Here is a 19,252-nt window from a genome sequence, read left to right on the forward strand (position 1 = left end):
CATAGTCAATCGCTCTTGTGGATTCCAGCGCCTCGATATCGATTGCTGTCTCTTCACCGTTCACAATCACAGAGGCTGCTGCAAATTCTCTGCCGTCCACTCTCGGAGCAAAGGTCAGTTGTACTTCATCGCCTGCCATAACATTTGCCGTATAGCTGCCTAGCTTATCCGCATAGGGCGGTTTCTCTCCGTCGACCCACAAAGTCACATTGTCGTCGAACTCAACCAACAGCTTATGCTCAGATGGCTCTTCTGCGGTCAAGCCGTCAATGGCATTTTGCAGAGTCTCTGCTGCATTTCTCAGCTCGTCGTCCGTCGCCGCCTCGTTGTCAAGCGTTGCTCCTGCCGCCTCATAAGCGGACTCGAACGCATTCCAAGCCTCTTCCAGATACTCGCCCTGGCCTGCGTCGTGGATCTTGGTCGCTTCCAGATACAGTTCTTCCAGCTTTTCGCGCGGGGTCTTTTCCGGCTCTGGAACGACGGTTGCATAGGTCTTTGCTGTAAGATTCTCATTGCCATTGATGTTCGTCGCCATCACGCGAATTCGTGTTCCAACCGGAACCGCTTCGCCTACAGAAACGGTCGCCTTGCCGGCATCTTCCGCATTCGGGGTAATGGTGGCGCCTTCAATTTCACGGCCAAAAGAATCCACGATGGACCAAACCGCAGAAGTCACTTCATAGGTATCGTCCCACACCAATCCTTCAAGTGCTGCCTTCAACATGTTATAGGCACTGTCGATGATTGCCTCCGTTACGCCCGGAGTTATGATGACAACATTTGCCACATTGACTGCTGCTTCCAAAATTGCAACGCTGCTCTCGGTATAGATGCTGGTGTCAATGGCGTTTACTTGATCCAACAGTGCTTGCAGATCTTCCAGCGTTGCTGCTGCACGTACAGAACCCGCCTTTGCAATCGCCGTCGGAGCGGCCTTTACAATGGTATACTCTTGGCTGGTGCCTACAACGATTTCTGCATCCTTCGGAGAAAGTGCTAATTCGTCTCCATCAACCACCGGTGCATCATTGTATCCGAGTTTTGTGAAGTCAAGCCACAGAACAACATTCTCATTGTCTGGAGCAATTGCTGGCGTATCCGCTTCCGCCTTATCATAAGCGTCCTGACCATTCAGTTCATCCACACTGAGCGCCTTATCGTATACGCGCACCTTGGCAAACTGGTTGCTGTTGGTTCTCCCCGTCTCCGGGTCATAACCGATGTAGAAGTTCGTATCGTTGGAAGAAACGCCACCTGTGGAACTGTCAGTCGCCTGTGCGACAATTTCGCCGTTCAGGTAAAGATATAGTTTGCTGCCGTCATAAATGCCGGCGATATGATTCCATTTATTGATCACTTCGTCGCGATTAAACGCATACTCATAGGTATACCACTTTCCATCGTTGGCTTTGATGAAAAAGTCAATCGTCGTCGAGCGCATACGGAAGCCCATACAGCTATCGCCCTTGCCAAGGTACATATCGTAATCCTTCTGGCTGCTGGACGGTTTCACCCAGACTTCCACGGTAAACGGATTCTTGCCCTTGAACACATCCTTGAAGATGTCGCCGCCCTCAGTTCCTTTGTCATTCGGGACCGGCATATAACCTGTCAAAGCGGCGCCGAAGGTATCGTCCTGAATCAGATTGGCCGTATCCGGGAGAACGGGATTCATAGCATTTGCGCTCTGATCCACCACATACGGAGCCTTCCCTCTGAGTGCCTGGACTTCTTCCAATGCCGTTTCCAGTTCCTCATAATTGGATACCAGCTTCTTCTGGCTGTCGGTCAGGCCTTCATAGAGGTCCACGATTGCCTCAATGTCAGCGAGCTGGTCATAGGAGTATACAAAGATCGAGTCAATCGCTTCCTCGACTGCCTGGGCCTGCTGCTGGTCAAAAGCATCCTGATCAAAGCTCTCCAGGGTTCTCCAGGGCTTGCTCAGCTCCATCGGATCGCCCGAAGCGGTTTCATACGGAACGATTGTGTACTCATAGGTGTACGCCTTATCGTTCGGGACTGTATACTGCTCCAAAGTGTCCGGGCCACAGCTTGCGCCGCCGAGGCCGCGAGAAATCAGGTCCACATGGAAATATGTTTCTTCATTCGGGCCTTTCAATTCATATGGATGATTTGCAGCATCCAGCTCATCAGCTGTGAAATGAAGAGCACCTGCCTCCAGATCTTGTTTACCGGCTACAAGTACGCCATAAGGCTTGTTCTCACCGGTGAGAGCCATCCACTTCACGCCATTGTAGTCGCCAGTGGTCTGTGTCTTCAGGAACGGATAGAAGGAATCGGTTGCCGTTGAGGTATAGACACCAGTCATTGCATAGGTGCAACGGTCGATGTAACCTTCAGACGGGCCGTTGCCATACCAGGTAATATCCTCATAGCCCGCCGGCAAAGTCATTGTGGAACCAACCTTCAGCAGCTGGCCCATACCGGTTCCAGTGGCATCCAGCGTCATCTTAACGGTAACTGCGCCAGATCCGTCGATGGTATACACTACGGTCTCCTTGGCACCCTTCGCATTATTGAGTGTCAATTCCGTGGTAACGACCATTCTCCCATCCTCTGCAGCAGAGACGGTCAGTCCATCTTCATTCAGCGTGATATTCTTATTGGCGCTCTTCCAGGTGGAATCCATGCTCTTATCGTTATCAATCGCTGCTCTCCAGAAGTCCGGAACGGGTCCCTCCTCGATGATCTCTTCGCCTTTGAAAACATAATTGGACATCGCACCTGTTGACTTGTTCAGCTTAAAGGAGAAGTCCTCCCCTTTGACCAACACATAGTCCGCGTCGCTTTCAGTATCAACCGTTACATCTTTCTCCGAAATGACCGGGGCCACTGCTGGAACAGCTGCCGGAATCGCAAACTGCTCGTGCGCCACTTCATGGCCAGCATCTGCCCACCAGCAATCATCCTTGAGCAGGAAGTTGATGTTGAGGTAATACTCCGCACCTGCCGGACGCTCGTTTTCTGCCGGCATTGTATACGGAATCGTAACAGACTTGGTTTCCTTCGGCGCTATATTTGCCTCTTCGTCCGCGAGGATTCCTTCATCAATCACTTCGCCGTCCTGCAACAGCTGCCACTGGACGTCATAAGCATTGACATTCGTGAAATTATTCTCGTTATAGATGTTGACCTTGCGGTTCATGAGCTCATTTTCCGTGGCCGTCACCCAGATAGACTGGTACTGGTATTTTACTTCATAGAGCTCAGGCTGCGGGTCACGGTCCGGGGATACGATGCCGTTCACACAGAAATTACCACTGTTGTTGGTATCGCCCCAGTCTCCGCCGTAGCCGAAGAACTTGCCATCCATCTCTTCATTATAAAGATTTTGATGGGCATAGTCCTCTGCGTAGTAGTCCCAATACTGCTGCTCAAGCTGGGTCATCGGCTCAGAGTAATCCAGCCACAGGACCACACTGTCATCTTCTGCGCCAATGGCCGGAGTCTGGCTGTTCTGTGCCTGGAGTTCCTCCGCCGTCAGCGCTCTGTTGTAAATACGCGCAAGCGAGATCTCGCCGTCCACGGTACGATTGTGCTCCAAATCGATACCAATGCCAAGATCATAACTATTGGTATGGATATTGAAGCTACCATTATTGGTATTCATCAGTCTTCCGTCATAGTAGACCTTCAAAGCAGTACCGTCATAGGTACCGGCGATCTGGTGCCAATTGCCCACCCAGTCGCTCGGGAGGTCAAAGGAAGCAGAATTCCAATTTGCACCGTCATAGACAAAGAATTCCACGCCGGCATTTCCACTGCTTCTGGTCTTCAAAGCAACCTGCGTATCGCCCTTGGCGATAAATACGCTGTTAGATGCAGTAGAATTCGGCTTTACCATCACTTCAAAGGTAAAGTTTGCATCCGAACCGGAGAGCACAGCGTTATAGACGTCGTTGGCCGCGCCGGAAATCACGGAATATCCATCGTATGCTTTGCCTGTAAGGGAAGCATCGTCTGCGTCAACTGCGCTGGTTGCGCCTGTCACGGTTGCTACCGCTGCATTTTTACTCAACTCAGTGATGCTGCTCTGGCTGGGCAGGGTATCGAGGTCAATGGCACGGGATTGGTCAACCCAGTCCCAAATGAAGCCGCCGAGCATATTGTCAGAGCTGCGGACAGCATCCCAATACTCTTTCAAGTTGCCGACCGAATTGCCCATCGCATGGGCATATTCGCACATGACATACGGCATCTTGCCTTCGCCAGCATATCCCTGTACTGCACTGACCGACGGATACATATTGCTGCCCATATCGGTTCCACAGTCCTGGTTCAAACCTTCCGCATGAACCGGACGAGTCAAATCGCGGTCCTTGAAGAACCACACCAAGCGCGGGAAAATATTGTCACCGCCGTGGCGGTCATAGCTCATCTCATTGCCGATGGACCATGCGACAACCGCGGTCTGATTCTTCAACGTCTGGTAAGAGGTATTTTCACGGTCGAATAGAACCGTACTCAGGTATTTATTGATATTGTCGTTTTGGCCCATAATGGCATGACATTCCGCATTTGTCTCGCCCATCATATACAGGCCATACTTGTCGCAGAGGTAATAGAGGTACTCATCATTCGCATAGTGAGAGGTACGGACTGCGTTCAGGTTCCATTCCTTCATCAGCTTGACGTCTTCCTCATAAGTTTCCTTCGGCACATATTTGCCGCCAAATGGGTCGGAATCGTGGCGGTTGGTGCCGCGGAACAACAACGGCTGTCCATTGATGGTGATCGGCTCATATTCCGTTGTGATGCGGTTGTAGTTCTCATCTACCTCCGTACGGGTGAACTCGATCTCGCGGAAGCCGAGTTGCTGGGAAACGCTTTCGAACAGCTTGCCGGAATTTTTGTCGTAGAGGTTGAGGACCAGTGTGTAGAGGTTCGGGTCCTCGGCGCTCCAAAGTTTCGGGCTCTTGACCAGCTTGCTGACATCTGCGGTAGCCGACTTGCCAGCGGCAATCGCGCCGAGATCGATGCGCATCGGGTCGTCTGCAAAGACGTTGTTGCCCTCTGCATCAAACAATTGAACGTCGATTGCAAAATTGGAGACATCCTGTGTCGCATAGTTGGTCACGACCGGGCTCAACTGCAGATCTGCATTGGTGTAGGTCTCGTCCAAGTCGGTGATGACGCGGTAGTCCGAGATATGCACCAAGGGGGTGGAATACAGGTAGACGTCGCGGAAGATACCGCCGTCGTAGATCATATCCTGGTCTTCCATCCACGTTCCGTCGCAGAATTTATGTACCTTTACTGCAAGGGTGTTGACTTCGCCCTGCGGGTTCAGATAATCGGTGATGTCGAACTCGTGCGGACGATAGCTGTCCTCACTATAGCCGACCTCATGGCCGTTGACATACACATAATAAGCGGACTCCACGCCCTGGAAGGAAATCAGCACGCGGCCGTTGTCCTGAAGCATGGAGGGTTTCACAGTGAATTCCTTGCGGTAGAAACCCACCGGGTTGTAATTCGTCGGCGCCTGCGGAACGCTGGGGTTGTCCCCTTCCTGCCAAGGCATCTGGGTGTTCGTATAAATGGAATAGTCCCAATCGCCGCAGTCCTCATAGCGGGTCCAGCTGCGCGGAACATCCACATCGTGCCACCCATCTTCGGCCTTCACCTCATAATCGGGGTTCATAAAGCCGTCATCCAGGTATTTCTGACCCTTTTCCGGGTTGGATACCACGACAAGCTGCCAATCTTTTTCGCCGGAACCGCTGAGCATCTGGACATATGCGGATTGATCCTTTGCATAATCCACGGCACCGGTCACTGCCTTGTCCACAGATTCATAAGGAACAGTAGACGTTGCAGCAGGCTCTCGATTGATTCCAACAACATCCCAAGCATTCTCTTCCGAGCCGTCGAGGCCGGTATAGGTCGTGCCTGTCCACTCCTTGTGGGTAAATTTCTGGTCTTCGGGCTTCATTTCGGAAGCGGCCCGCGTAAGCTGCGGCCACTGTGCGTTGCTGTTCCAAGGATCTCCCGCGTCATTTCCCGCAGCAAATGCAGGCTGAATGCCAACACTGACGGTCATGATCGCCGAAAGAAGCAAGGAAACCAGCCGTTTCGATTTCATGCACATCTCTCCCCATCTTAAAAAATATTAAACAAGGAACCACCAAACATCCTCTTTCTCCACAACGCTCCCTCTACCGAAACGCTGTTGAGCTATCCGATCTTTGGTGTTCCTTATTTTTTAAATGAAATACTGAATTCCGTGCCATTCATAAAGCAAACAGTATTCTTTCTCAGTTTCCAACTTTTTTATATATTATAACAATTTATTTCCAAAAAAGATAGTACTTTTTTCTGAAATTCTTGTATTTTCTTTGTATTTTATAGGATAATGATTTTCAATTGGACTCCAAAAGCAAAAAAGCCCAGAGGGATTGATCCCTCTGGGCTGCACTTTAATGATTTACATTCCCTCCGGCATAGCCTCTCCGCGTTGCCCTTCGTGGAACTTCCGCTTGTTCTTTTTGCTCTTCCGGCCATGCCGGAATTTATCCACGCCGGCATACAGAACCGGGATAAATACCAAAGTGATTACGGTAGAGAGCGTCATACCAAAAATAATGGTAATTGCCATTGGACGTTGCATTTCTGTACCTTCCGCCGTGGAAAGCGCCATTGGGACCATTCCCAGTACCGTGGTGAGGGTAGTCATCAGGATAGGACGCAAACGAGTGGGCCCCGCCTTTTCCAGCGCTTCCACACAGCCCATCCCGCGTTCTCTGAGTTGGTTGGTGTAGTCCACTAGCACAATTGCATTGTTGACCACCATGCCGACCAACATAATAAAGCCCATAAATGACGTCGCAGTAATGGTATTGCCCGTTACAAACAGTCCCATGATTCCACCGGTCAAGGCTAGCGGCAGGGAGAACATGATGATAAATGGATGAATGAACGATTCAAACTGCGCTGCCATAATCATATAGACCAGCAGGATGGCAACAATCAGCACCACGAGCAGGCTGGTGAAGGTTTCGACAATACTATCCATCGTTCCAGTGAATTCATAGTCATATCCCTCGGGGAAATGATACCGATCGAGAACAGCTTCCGTATTGCGGCGTGCGGTTGCAGAGTCAATATCCGTCGTATTGGCACTGATGGTGATATAACGGTGCTGGTTGGTACGAGTGATCTGAGTAGCACCGTCTGCCACCCGGATTTCCGCCACCTCTGTCAACGGAATGGGTGAACCGTTTGCCGCCGGTACGGTGATCCCCTGTAAATCATTCAGATAGCGGATACGGTCCGGATCTTCCATAATTCGGACGTCGATTTCGTCGCCGTCCACTTTATATTGGGTGGGAACGCTGCCTGTCACCGCTGTGCTGACCGCACTGGCAATGCTCGACGCAGTAATCCCGTAGGAAGACGCCTTTACGCGGTCGATCACGATGCTGGCCTCCGGGACTGCATCGTCCAACGAACTGGAAACATCGGTTACCCAGGGCTCCTTCTCCAATTGTTCCATCAAGTCGTTCCCGATCGCACGGAGCTGTTCGGTATCATCGCCATTCAGCTGGAACTGTACATCCGAAGAGGAGCCAAACGATCCCATTGCAGAACTGGAAGCAGAAGCTGTAATTTCTGCGCCGGCAATCCCTTTTACCCGCCCGCGGATTTCATCCACCACTTCATCCGTCGACCGGTCGCGTTGGTCCATCCCTACCAGGTTGATGGTTACACTGGCGCCGTCTGTAGAAGATCCCCCTGCGGTGACATACCATTCGTCAATCTCCGGAATATCCCCGAGCTGAGCCGTCACTTGATCGACCACCTTCGAGGTTTCCGACAAAACCGTTCCCTTTGGCATCGCAATCGAAATGCTTGCCGAACCTTGGTCCATAGAGGGAATCAGGTTCACTCCTACCACGGGTAGCAAGGACAGAGAGGCTACAAAGATCAGCAACACCAGGGCAACCACACGTTTTTTATGCCGCAGAGAAGCGTGCAGAACCCGGCGGTAGCCGCTGTCCAGCGCATCCAATCCACGCTTCCAAAGATTGAGAAATGCATGGAGGCGGGGATGTTTTTCCATGCGCTCTGCATCCGTACTTTTGAGTAGGCGGGAGGCCGCCATGGGGACAAAGGTCACGGAGACAATCAGGGAAACCCCCAACGAAAAACTCACGGTCAGGGACAGATCTTTAAACATCTGGCCAATCATTCCCTGTACAAACATCAAAGGAATGAATACCGCCACGGTAGTCAGCGTTGAGGCCATGACCGAGAGCGCAACCTCCGCCGTCCCTGTCTCAGCCGCTTTCCGCGCGCTCATGCCTTCCTCGTGATGGCGTGTAATCGCCTCCAACACAACGGTGGAATTGTCCACTAACATGCCGATACCGATGGTTAAACCGCCCAAAGAGATGACATTCAGGGACATACCACAAACGTACATCAATGCGAATGTCACAATAACCGAAGTCGGGATGGATACGCCGATAATCAGAGAGGACTTTCCATTGCGCAAAAATAGGAACAACACGACCATGGCCATCAGAGCTGCCTGCACCGCTGTGCTCAAAACATTACTGACAGAAGTCGTAATATAATCCGCCGTATTGGTGAGCATTGTCACATTCAACTCTGGATCGTCGGCTTCAATCTTGTCGAGTTCTTCGACAATTTTCTCGGAAATATCCACCAAGTTGGCATTGGACTGTTTTTGGATGGTGAGAATGATGCTCTTTTGTCCATCAATTAGGGCATAGGAGTCTTCTTCCTTTTCCACTTCCTTGACATCCGCCACATCGCGCAGATGGATCAGCGCTCCTGTTGAAGTGGTAATCGGCAAGTCGCGGATTTCATCAACCGATTCGAATTGACCAACCGAACGCAATTGTAGCTTGGCATCGCCCTGCGCAATACTGCCCGTCGGTAGGTTCAAGTTTTCTGCCTGTAGCATCCCGGAAATCTGCTGTACCGTCACATTGTATCCCTGCATCTTTTCCGGCTTTAAAACAACCTGCACTTCTTGATCGACACTGCCTGTCATGCTGACAGAGGCCACGCCGTCAATGCGTTCCAGGCGGTTGATTACATGGTCTTCAATTTCCGTGGTCAATTTGGAGAGATCCATATCCCCATGGACGCCCACCATGATACTGCTCAACATGCTAGGGTCCATTTTGATGACCATCGGATCGTTTGCCCCTTCAGGCAAGCTGCTTTTGACCAGATCAATTTTTTCACGCAAGTCGATGGCAGCCATATCCACGTCGGTTCCATCCACAAATTGCACGATTACCATGGAAGAATTGGCGGAAGAGGTCGAGGTAATGGTATCCACGTTGCTGACAGTCCCCAAAGCCTCTTCCACTGGTTTGGTAACCAGACTTTCGATCTCCTCCGGGCCCGCGCCGACATAAGTCGTACTGACCGCTGCAATTGGTATATTGATCGAAGGCATCAAATCCAACTTCAAGGCGGACAAAGAAACAAGGCCTGCCAAAATGAACACCAACATCACCATAATGGTGGTGATAGGACGCTTAATCGCGGTTTTTGTCGGCATACATTACGCCTCCTTTTCCGAATCGGAGGCTTCAATCACGTCACCGTCCGTCAGGAAGCTCTGGCCCTTTATAACAACGCTGCTGTTTTCCGCAAGTCCCGTAGTCACCTCCACCTGCTCTCCTGTATCGATACCGGTGGTCACTTCCACCTTTCTAGCGACGCCCTCTTCATTGACAAACACATACGATTGGTCGTCCGAGGTCAACACAGCGTCTCTTGGAAGAACGATTACGTTTTCATGCCGTTCATTTACAAAATGTACCTCTCCAAACATTCCGGATTTCAATTGCCCATCCGCATTGTCCAGAACAATCTTTACATTATATGTACCGGTCTGCCCCGCCGCAGGATTGATGCGATCAATTTTGCCCGTAAATGGCGTATCCGAAACAGCACTGACTTTTACATCCACGCTCTGCCCCACGGCAATGCGATTGATGAGTTCTTCTGAAACATTTACATCAATATACACGCGGCTCGTGTCACTGACGGTAAAGGCCGCACCGGCCGCACTGGAATACATGGTTCCTGCGGTCACATTGCACGCGGTCACCACACCCGAGATGGGACTTTTCACCGTCGCATCGCGCAGCGTTTTTTCTGCACTCGCCATTTGGGCCCGTACGGCCTTCTCATTGGCTTGGGCCGCCGCTAAGCCATCCTGTGCCTTTCGAAGATTTTCTGCCGGCATCTGGTTGGCGATTAAATCGTAACTTTCCTTTGCCTGATTGTAAGCGATCTCTGCATTTTTCAATCCAGTCTCCGTCTGATCCATATCGCTTTTTGATATAATCCCCGCCTCATAGAGCTGTTTGTTGTTCTCATAGGTTGTTTTCATATCGTTATAGGCGATTTCGGCCTGTTCGAGGCCAGCTTTCGCAGACTGAATTTGTGACTGCATCGTTGCGCCATTGACCAGTTCTAAACTGGTCTGCGCAGATTTCACGCTGGCCTGCGCAGCAGCCAATTGCGCGTTAAGAACTTCTAAATTGTTCTCAATATCCTCCGTACCTACTTGGAACAGGGTTGCGTCCTTGTCCACATGGTCCCCCACTTGATAATAGACCTCCTGGACCGTTCCCCCTACTGTACTGACCACATTGGCTTCTTCTACTGGTTTCACCTTTCCGGAGTAGAGAAATTCACTTTGAATCTCTCCAAGCTTGGCGGGCATCACTTCCACCGAGACGACTTCTGCCTCTTCTGGCTCCGCGTTCGCAGGCTCTGCGCTGCTGGAGCACCCGCTGCATACAACCGCCACCGCCAATGCTACACAGATCGCGGCGGACCAATGGGACTGTTTTTTCATGAGTTATTCTCTCCTATCCTGCAAAATCTGGTCCTCATCAAGCTGTTGACAAACCTCTCCGCTAAAAAATCAAGCAATATATTAATATTACAAATAACGTTTATAGGCAGTACCGCTTTGTAATAGCACGCTGATTTTTGGGAAAATCCTTTGTCAACAGCTCGCTCATGCCCCTGTTTATTCACTGATGATCCCATACTCCAATGCCCATTTATATTGCTCAATGGCAGAGAATAAATTGGTTTCTGCTGTACGAACGGCTGCTTTCTGAGTGTCGAGCTGATCTTGCGCACTTACCAAAGCGAGTTCTGACAACATCCCCAACTGATATTTTTTCAAGGAAGCATCATAGTTTTTTTGTTCCAGAGCCAAGGTGGCCTGCGCGTTTGTCAGCAGGCGCTGCTTGTCGCCGATATTTTCATAAAGTTTGCGGAATGATGCGCCAAAGGAACCCTTTTCCTCGTCGAAGTTTTCTTGGTTGCTGGGTACAGAGCTGCTGCCCCCCCATGATATGTAGTTATTATAAGCGTCCTGCAAATCGTCTGAAAAATGAATCTTCTCTACATAATAGGTATCCGGCTGCGGCAAGGACTTAATTGTCAGCCCTTGGTTATAATTGCGGCCGATCAGCGTGTTAAAGCTCCGTTTGAGTGCTGTGATTTCTAAATCCATGGTATCAATACCGGAAGAAATCGTATTACGGGCCGATTTGGTATTTTCTAAATCCAACGCAGTAATCATTCCCAACTCATATTGTTTTTGACTAGCTGCTAGATTCTTGTCAAACACATCCAAACTCCGGCGCAATTCGTCCTGTTGATCCACCAAGCTATTGTAGGCAATATAAAGATTTTTTGCACCAATTACCACTTGGTTGCGCGCCTGATCGATCTGCACCATTGACTGGCTGAGGCTGTTGCTGGTGCTCGTCAGTTGTGCACTGAGTGACTGCGTCATCGTCTGTAGGCCATTCAACATATCGGCCAATGTGGACCCCTGCGGCAATTGCGCTGCTGCACTGCTGAGTTGCTGTGAAAGCTTATTCAGGCTCTGCTGGCTTTGCTTTAAGGCTGCAATGCTCTGGTTGATCGCACTCGACTGCCCAGAAAAATCCAAGCTGCCATCCACAATGTCCTCAATATCGTCGTACGCGATCACTTTACTCTCCCAAAGCTCTTTGGCAGAAGCTTGTGTCCCACTCCCTAACAGCCCAACCGGACAACACAAAAGCACGGCGGCGAGAAGTATAGACCAAAAACGTTTGCTCATGAATCGTTCCTCCTAAATAAATAGACTCATTACAATCTTTTATGACTCTCCCAAATTTATGTTCAATCCATCCATTGATGTGGATCGGATGAGTTTTCTGCACGCGGTCATATCCCGCAGGAATGTATTCCAATATTCTATGTTTTAGAACATGGATTCATCTGGGAAGATGGCGCTCCTGGCATGCCTGTGCAATCTGCCCACTGAGGCGAATGAATAATTCTGTATCCAGTTCTCCCAAACACTCGACCAAATGATCCATACTGTTCATAGTCGCCTGATAAGCTTCCTCCAAGGTTTTTTCTCCCTTCGAAGTCAACATCACATAAACATGCCGCCGGTCATCCTGTCCATTTACGCGCGTCACCAGTTCCCGCTGTTCCAAATAATTGACCGCCTTTGTCACGGCAGGTTTTGAAACCTCTAACTCTGTGCTCAGTGTGGAGGCAATCACACCAGCCACACCGCCAGCTTTTTTGTTTTCCTCTGACTTTTCACGAATCAACAACAGCATCATCATCGTCGTTTTGGAAAGCGGACCTCCGATTTCGTAGTGCCGCAGGCCTTGTATTAAATTCAACAATGCATGAAGCAACTGGTTTCCAAGCTGTCCCAATAACATACCTCCCCGTCCGGTGTATCGTTTATGTTCCCCTCGCAAAAGTTAACTCGGTTAACTGAATGCATCGTAAGTCTAGTTCAAAAGGAAGAGGCTGTCAAGAATCCTGTGAAAAAATTCTCAAATCGTTTACAAATAGACTTATAGAAATCTTTTTGTACGTGTTTTCAGCGCCCACTTTTGGCGGCTATATAACTTTTTCATCTTGGAATCACTTTGGATAAGATCCGTTCTGGTATTCTATACAAAAAGAAAAGCCGCACCTTAGGTGCGGCGAAAGGCAATTTCAAAGAGTTCTATTATACACCTTCTTCACTCTATAAAAAGACAATGTAGTTTACATGGCCGTTTTTATAGAATCTCCGGTATAATCTCGCAGACCAATAAAACACCGTCACATACACGGAAGCGAACATTAAGGCCGCCAAAGGAAAGGCCATAAAGACGTTCCGGATCATTCTGATAGGACGGACGTGGGTCCTGCGCCAATATCCCTAAAAGGGCTTCCCGGCGGTCTTCCGGTACATGAGAGAGGAGTTCCTCTGGACACTGAACCTCCACAGCATATCCGCGAAATGAATCCGCAAAGCCTCCTATTGCATCTGGATGGCTGTCCACCCCTGGAAGATAGGGCTTAATATCCAAAATTGGCGTGCCATCCATCAGATCTGCACCGGATACATAAAGCAGGGGCCCTTTTGAAGAATTCGGTTCTATATGCTCCAATTTCACACAGGATAGCCCAATGGCATTGGGCCGAAAAGGAGAACGTGTTGCAAATACTCCCATACGAGTGTTTCCTCCCATACGAGGCGGGCGGACCGTTGGCGACCATCCTTCCCGCACCGCTTCAGAAAATTGCCAGATCAGCCAAATGTGAGAAAACTCCTCCAAGCCGCGTACGGCATCGGGATTGCGATAAACTGGTTCAAACACCACTGTACTTTTCAGCGCATTCACCAAACCGCTCTGTCTGGGAATGCCAAACTTTGCTGGGAAATCGCTGTGCATCCGCGCGATTACCTTGACTGCAAATGACTCGCTCATATGACGCTCCTTTTTTAGAATCCTAGCATATTATGTGATACTCTTTTCCAATTCCTTTTTAAAATTGTTGCATCGATTACAGTATCTGATATTTTAAAGGACTCACCCTGCCAATGTGCCATCTAAATTTTCACATCATCTGCAAAATCGTGAAATATCGTTCCCCATCTGAAGAACCGTCTTTTAGAGTATAACAGATGCCAGTATGGATTGCCACCACGAATGTTTTTTCTAAGTCTTCAATCGGACATCCAATGCTTCTCATTCACCCCTTCTGTTTTAAGCTGATCCGTACTAACCCTTTGAGAAGGATAGCATAAACGAGCAGCCTTCCCTCGCATGCATAAGTAGTATCCCTTAATTGTATTCTTTCGGTTCCGATCATAATATTTGTGCTAGAGATCTGAATCCTTGCTTACAAAAAGGACGATATGCCTCGTAAATCATACCGTCCTAAAATTTCATAGCGCTTATCGCATAGTAAAAATCCAAAACAAAACTGTACGGTTTTCTAAATAAAAGAGTACTAAGAATCGCTTTCAACTAACCTTGTCTGGACGCGTAGCATCTTTTGTACCTTCCGTTCTCCTGCGGAAACATCCTTCTCAAATGTTGAACTTGATCGAATGCGGACATTTTTATCGCTTAGTATATTCGTGATATGGACAACCCGCCATTATGCAGCTGTCGTTTTATCACCGTTATCCTTATAACAAATATCTATTTCCGACCTTATCTAGCATTTGGACTATTCTCTATAGATATATAGATATTATTGCGAAGTAACATTTCGAAAAAATAAGCAAACCTATACCTTGACACAGTCTGTAATATGATAGATTATTATTCCATTTTTAAGATCCACTGTATTTACAATACCATCCCTTAAAAACACTTTACAGGCGGCATCCTCGATGAAGTGAAAGGAATGGTTTCATCGACGTTTTACCATTATAGGCATTCCGCCTTTTACTTACCATATCATAATAATCGAACAAGAACATTTTCGGTACTTCTGTCAACTTAACATTCCAATTTACCGAACCTTTTCCCACAACGCCTTTAATACCAAATCGATCCACTCCACCCCTTACCATTTTTATGATAAGTCAGTTCTTTCCGTGCTCTCAAGCGAAAATTTCGGAATATGAAACCCATCCCAAGACAAATCTTGGGACAGCCTTCGCTGTTTATATTTTCTCGAATCTACTCTTGGACTTTTGACATCAACACTATTGTTTCCACATGCATACCAAATAAGAACATATCCCCACAAAATCACGGAAATATAAGAAATATTTCTGCAGTACGAATACTGTTCGTACAACCCTTTTCCCACAAATACATAGCTAATATAAATTCTACATCACTCTGATTCGGAATTTAATCTTCGTTCATATCATCAATATCTTCTTCTGACTTACCAGTTTCTAATACACAACTTCCAATTGTTTTGTATCGTTTCTTCCTCTACTATTCTAACATTTCTGATAATTTTAATTGTTTTAAAAATCTATCAGCAATATAATATTGGATATCTAATTTTTCTACTGGCTGTTTTCTAGCTCTAATAGATATTTTAAGTTTTCCAGCAGACACACTCATCAAACCTATATTTAACTGTCTAAATTGTTGCCTATCAACTTTCTGCACATATTCAGAGCTTAATGCAACATATACTTCATTTGCATATTGTTTATATCTAATGGCTTGCTCTAATCCAGCTTTCCAGTCAGAAATTTTCGCTTCTACAGCAATAAAATTCTTAGTAACAGCGTCAATTTTTTTTACAGAAGTAATGTAATTTCCACTAATTTTAATATAACCAAGATTTTCTAACTCACGAAGAAAATGATGAAATTTCCTGTTCACCCTTTCATCTAAAATTTTCATTTCATTCACACTTATTTTTTTGTGATTATAAATTCCGTTAAAATAGTAATATGCATTAAAATACTCATCAAATACAATATTGCTTCTATTTATATCTGTTGCATAAACAATATCTGCAATATTGTTTCCTCCGCGTAGTTCTCTGACAATATATTGAGTCCCAAATCTTTCTTGTAAATCAAGAACCAATTTTTCCACCAATTCTTTTTCGTTTACAAACATAATTCCACCTACTCAACTTAATTAAACTATCTTTTTTAAATTCTTTAACAGTTTATAATAATCCGTATTCTTTTGGCTCCCCATAATTTCCTTTGGTATAGAATCCAAATTCTTCAGTGCGACATCAATACGTTCTCTTAAATAAATAATACGTTCTTCTCCATCATACTGATTAAATTTATCCACTTCTTCTATCATCATTTGCCAGTGATGCAACTGTACTCCTTTATCTCCAGTACCTATTTCGATAGCCGATTTACCATTACACCACTTACAATCGCATCCACCAAAATAATTATATATTTGTTCAAATGCAAACGTATCTTTTTTTGGATAAGTCAAAAAAGATAATACTTGTGGAAAATAAAATTTTGAGTATAAATTAAATGAGTCTTTTTCTTCCTTTATATATTGCTCATCGAAATAATCTATACTTGCTAATCCAAGTGAAAAACCATGTATCCCCTTAGCAATCAATGTCAATCCTAAAGGTATTGGAACTTTCAAAGCAATAACAGGTTTACTTGTATATTTCTGTAAATCCACCATAAATTCAAGATAACTCCCTAATGATTGCTCATTTAACTGTTTCATATCCGAAACTTGCACAATAAATCCGTCTACTTTCGCATGAACAAAGTATGATAATATCTTATCGGCTTGAAAAACCAAATGCCCAAGCCCAATTGATATCATTGCATATTTTTCTTTTCCTTCCTCGACCATCTGTGAGCTTTCATCAATCAATTGAATATTCATTCTAATCCAATCATCAACTTTTTCTACAGGATAATCGGTATTACTTATATAATGATACGGTAAAATTAATTTCTGCCCTATCGAAACTGTCGCATACCATTTATCAATATACTCTTTTCGTTTCTGAGGATTATGTAAGTATTCCAAGGAAATTACGCCTTTTTCTGGCGCATAGGGCAATTCTACAAGCCCTTTCGTATTGCCAAATGCAACATAAGACAATCTTTGAGTTGATGGATCAATTATTACATTCTCAAAATTGTTATTAGCAAAATGTAAATGCAGTCTTTTCATCCAATTTTGAACATGAATAGGATAAATAATATCTGCTTTATTAACTTTCTCAAATTGCTCTGTAACATCTTTTTCCCGATATACCCACGCATAATATTTTCCTACAGTTACTAATTCTTTTCGAATATTCTTTTTATCAAATGCATCTATAAATTCATCAACTGTCTGAAAGCGCGCAAATGGTTCCTTTGCCGTTGCCTTAAATATAATATTTTCTAACCCATCACTTATAGTTGGATTGTACTGTTTTGGCGGTATGATAGGATCATTCAAAATTTTCATCAATAACTCGGGTAATGTTGAAGCTTTATAGGGAATATTTTTAGTCAGCATTTCATATAAAATTATTCCTAAAGCATATATATCTGCTCTATAATCAATATGTTTGCTATCCTTCAATTGTTCTGGAGACATGTATAGCGGTGAACCAATTTGAGTTCCTGTTGACGTTATCGAGGAAAAATCTATAATTTTACTCAAACCATAATCAATTATTTTTACATTTAGATTGTCATCAATCATTATATTATCTGGTTTTAAATCTCTATGAATAATACCCGCATTTTCAATAATAGTATTATGCAAATCCCTTACGCCATACAATACGCTTACAAATATGCGAATCAACGTTTCCAGTTCAACATCGTTTCTTAAAAAACTTCTTAAAGTCCTTCCTGAAAAATACTCCATTACTATGACATATTCCATTATGCCAAACTCATTTTTAAAGCAAAAATCTTCCTGATATTTAATCAGATTTTCTCCTTTTACATTCTTTAAAACATCTATTTCTCTTGTGATTCGATTTTGTTCGTTCTTAAATTCATCTAAAATATAGGTTTCTGATAAAACTTTTGCAGCATATACATTATTTTCTTTTGATACTCTATATACAGCACCAAAACTCCCACTTCCGAGCGCTTCTTCAAATAAATATCCGTTAATCACTTGTCCAACAATATTCATTCACAAGTCCTCCCTAATCCCCTTCCCTTTCTTTAATTTAAGTAATACTTCTCTTTCAAGGGTTTTTATTCATTGTATCACATTGCTTCTAATTTTTCTATTGTACCACTATTCCTAATCAGGACAAACGCATGAACGTTTCCCACCCCCCGCCATCGGCAGCTTCCCTTTTTTAAATGGCTAACACCTCTTCCAAATATTGAATGGGACGCAGACTGATTACAAACCGTTTCTTCTTCATGGACAGACGCGGTTTCATTAATTCTATCATTTTCAGGATGCTTAGGCTCCATTTCCTTATGATATTCTGGTTCTGCGCCGCCTGTTTATTCAGCGTCGTATTGGAGTCCTCCCGGAATGTAACATCTAACTGCCAGTGCATACTTTCCACGCTCCAATGGCCCCTTACCGCCCTCCGAAACGTTTCCGCCTCCGGCTTCAGGCTGCTGATATAGTACCGGTATTCCGTCCGCTCTCCTGTTTCACTCTTAAGCGTTTTTTCTCCATCCCGATACTTTTCAGCCCTTTCCACTCCTTCTTCTGCGCCAGCCATCGGATCTCATCTGTCTGGTAATACTCCCTTTTCTCTATCTGACCGTGCGCTTTCTCCGTCGTTTGGCTGAAACTCCCTTTCTCACGAACCTCTTTCTGTATTCCCTCATCACTGAAATACAGCTTTATATCTTCATATAGACTTCCCTGATTTCGTTTCACTGCCAGCACATAATCCGCGCGCTTCCTTCGGATTTCTTCCGCAATCTGTTTCTGCGTCCCCATCGCGTCAATCGTAACAATCTGGCCTTTTATCTGGATTTTCCCTAACAGCTCCGGAATCGCTGTTATCTCATTGCTTTTTTCCTCCACTGCCTTCTGCCCCAGGCTGAAACCGTCCTCCCGGCTCCACGCCGTAACAATATGGGAAGGGGCTTTGTCCTTCCTTTTGTTGGAACGCATGGTTTTCCCGTCAATACAGATGATTTTTTTCAGCGTCTCCCCTTCATTTCGGTTCAAAAGCTCCTGCCATTTCCCATAGAGCTGCTGAAGGATTTCCGGGGATAACAGTCCCATGACACGATTCAGGGTGTCGTGAGAGGGGATCCCGTTTTTCAGTTCAATATATTCGCGCAGATAATCCTTATATTCCTTTGCAAACAGCTCCATTTCCACCCAGTCATCCGCGTTGGCAAGGGTTGCAAACAGAACAATTACAAGGATATCTTTCAGTTTGTGACGTACCTTTCTTTCCTGACGCACATCTTCGATATATTCCATCCAATTCAGCAGCTCTTCCATGGTATCAGCCTCCTTTT

9 protein-coding genes and 1 pseudogene are annotated in these 19,252 nt (G+C 46.0%); all 10 read right to left on the reverse strand.

The window, feature by feature from the left end; genetic code table 11:
- Nucleotides 1–6,106, reverse strand: a 6,106-nt coding sequence (locus B9Y59_RS15880) for a glycoside hydrolase family 2 TIM barrel-domain containing protein (protein WP_158089024.1), incomplete at its 3' end; no start/stop codon positions are given.
- A 342-nt stretch (nt 6,107–6,448) separates the two neighbouring features.
- Nucleotides 6,449–9,562, reverse strand: coding sequence for an efflux RND transporter permease subunit (locus tag B9Y59_RS12000; protein ID WP_085533716.1), 3,114 nt, complete (start codon nt 9,560–9,562; stop codon nt 6,449–6,451).
- Nucleotides 9,563–9,565: 3 nt separating this feature from the next.
- Entirely contained in the window at nt 9,566–10,873 is a 1,308-nt protein-coding gene (locus tag B9Y59_RS12005) for an efflux RND transporter periplasmic adaptor subunit (protein ID WP_054324408.1), read from the reverse strand.
- Between the two features lie 177 nt (nt 10,874–11,050).
- Nucleotides 11,051–12,142 carry a TolC family protein gene (locus tag B9Y59_RS12010; RefSeq protein WP_085533718.1) on the reverse strand — a complete coding sequence of 364 codons (1,092 nt, stop codon included), beginning with the start codon at nt 12,140–12,142 and terminating at the stop codon, nt 11,051–11,053.
- 157 nt (nt 12,143–12,299) lie between these two features.
- Entirely contained in the window at nt 12,300–12,758 is a 459-nt protein-coding gene (locus tag B9Y59_RS12015; RefSeq protein ID WP_054324410.1) for a MarR family winged helix-turn-helix transcriptional regulator, read from the reverse strand.
- A gap of 354 nt (nt 12,759–13,112) precedes the next feature.
- Nucleotides 13,113–13,808 carry a tRNA (N6-threonylcarbamoyladenosine(37)-N6)-methyltransferase TrmO gene (gene tsaA / locus B9Y59_RS12020; RefSeq protein ID WP_054324411.1) on the reverse strand — a complete coding sequence of 232 codons (696 nt, stop codon included), beginning with the start codon at nt 13,806–13,808 and terminating at the stop codon, nt 13,113–13,115.
- 130 nt (nt 13,809–13,938) lie between these two features.
- Nucleotides 13,939–14,073 carry a hypothetical protein gene (locus B9Y59_RS16450; RefSeq protein WP_256366519.1) on the reverse strand — a complete coding sequence of 45 codons (135 nt, stop codon included), beginning with the start codon at nt 14,071–14,073 and terminating at the stop codon, nt 13,939–13,941.
- Nucleotides 14,074–15,281: 1,208 nt separating this feature from the next.
- Nucleotides 15,282–15,923, reverse strand: a complete 642-nt coding sequence (locus tag B9Y59_RS12025; protein ID WP_085533720.1) for a hypothetical protein — start codon at nt 15,921–15,923, stop codon at nt 15,282–15,284.
- A gap of 21 nt (nt 15,924–15,944) precedes the next feature.
- Nucleotides 15,945–17,942 carry a serine/threonine-protein kinase gene (locus tag B9Y59_RS12030; RefSeq protein ID WP_085533722.1) on the reverse strand — a complete coding sequence of 666 codons (1,998 nt, stop codon included), beginning with the start codon at nt 17,940–17,942 and terminating at the stop codon, nt 15,945–15,947.
- Between the two features lie 172 nt (nt 17,943–18,114).
- Nucleotides 18,115–19,235 (reverse strand): annotated as a pseudogene (locus tag B9Y59_RS12035) (ISAs1 family transposase).
- Between the last annotated feature and the right edge of the window lie 17 nt (nt 19,236–19,252).

Origin of the sequence: Anaeromassilibacillus sp. Marseille-P3371, from assembly GCF_900169665.1 — a bacterium.
GTDB lineage: Bacteria > Bacillota > Clostridia > Oscillospirales > Acutalibacteraceae > Anaeromassilibacillus.

Coding starts and splice junctions, on each gene's coding strand:
- B9Y59_RS12025 (WP_085533720.1), bottom strand. CDS start 15,923: ATGTTTGTAAACGAAAAAGAATTGGTGGAAAAATTGGTTCTTGATTTA.
- B9Y59_RS12010 (WP_085533718.1), bottom strand. CDS start 12,142: ATGAGCAAACGTTTTTGGTCTATACTTCTCGCCGCCGTGCTTTTGTGT.
- B9Y59_RS12000 (WP_085533716.1), bottom strand. CDS start 9,562: ATGCCGACAAAAACCGCGATTAAGCGTCCTATCACCACCATTATGGTG.
- B9Y59_RS16450 (WP_256366519.1), bottom strand. CDS start 14,073: ATGAGAAGCATTGGATGTCCGATTGAAGACTTAGAAAAAACATTCGTG.
- tsaA (WP_054324411.1), bottom strand. CDS start 13,808: ATGAGCGAGTCATTTGCAGTCAAGGTAATCGCGCGGATGCACAGCGAT.
- B9Y59_RS12005 (WP_054324408.1), bottom strand. CDS start 10,873: ATGAAAAAACAGTCCCATTGGTCCGCCGCGATCTGTGTAGCATTGGCG.
- B9Y59_RS12030 (WP_085533722.1), bottom strand. CDS start 17,942: ATGAATATTGTTGGACAAGTGATTAACGGATATTTATTTGAAGAAGCG.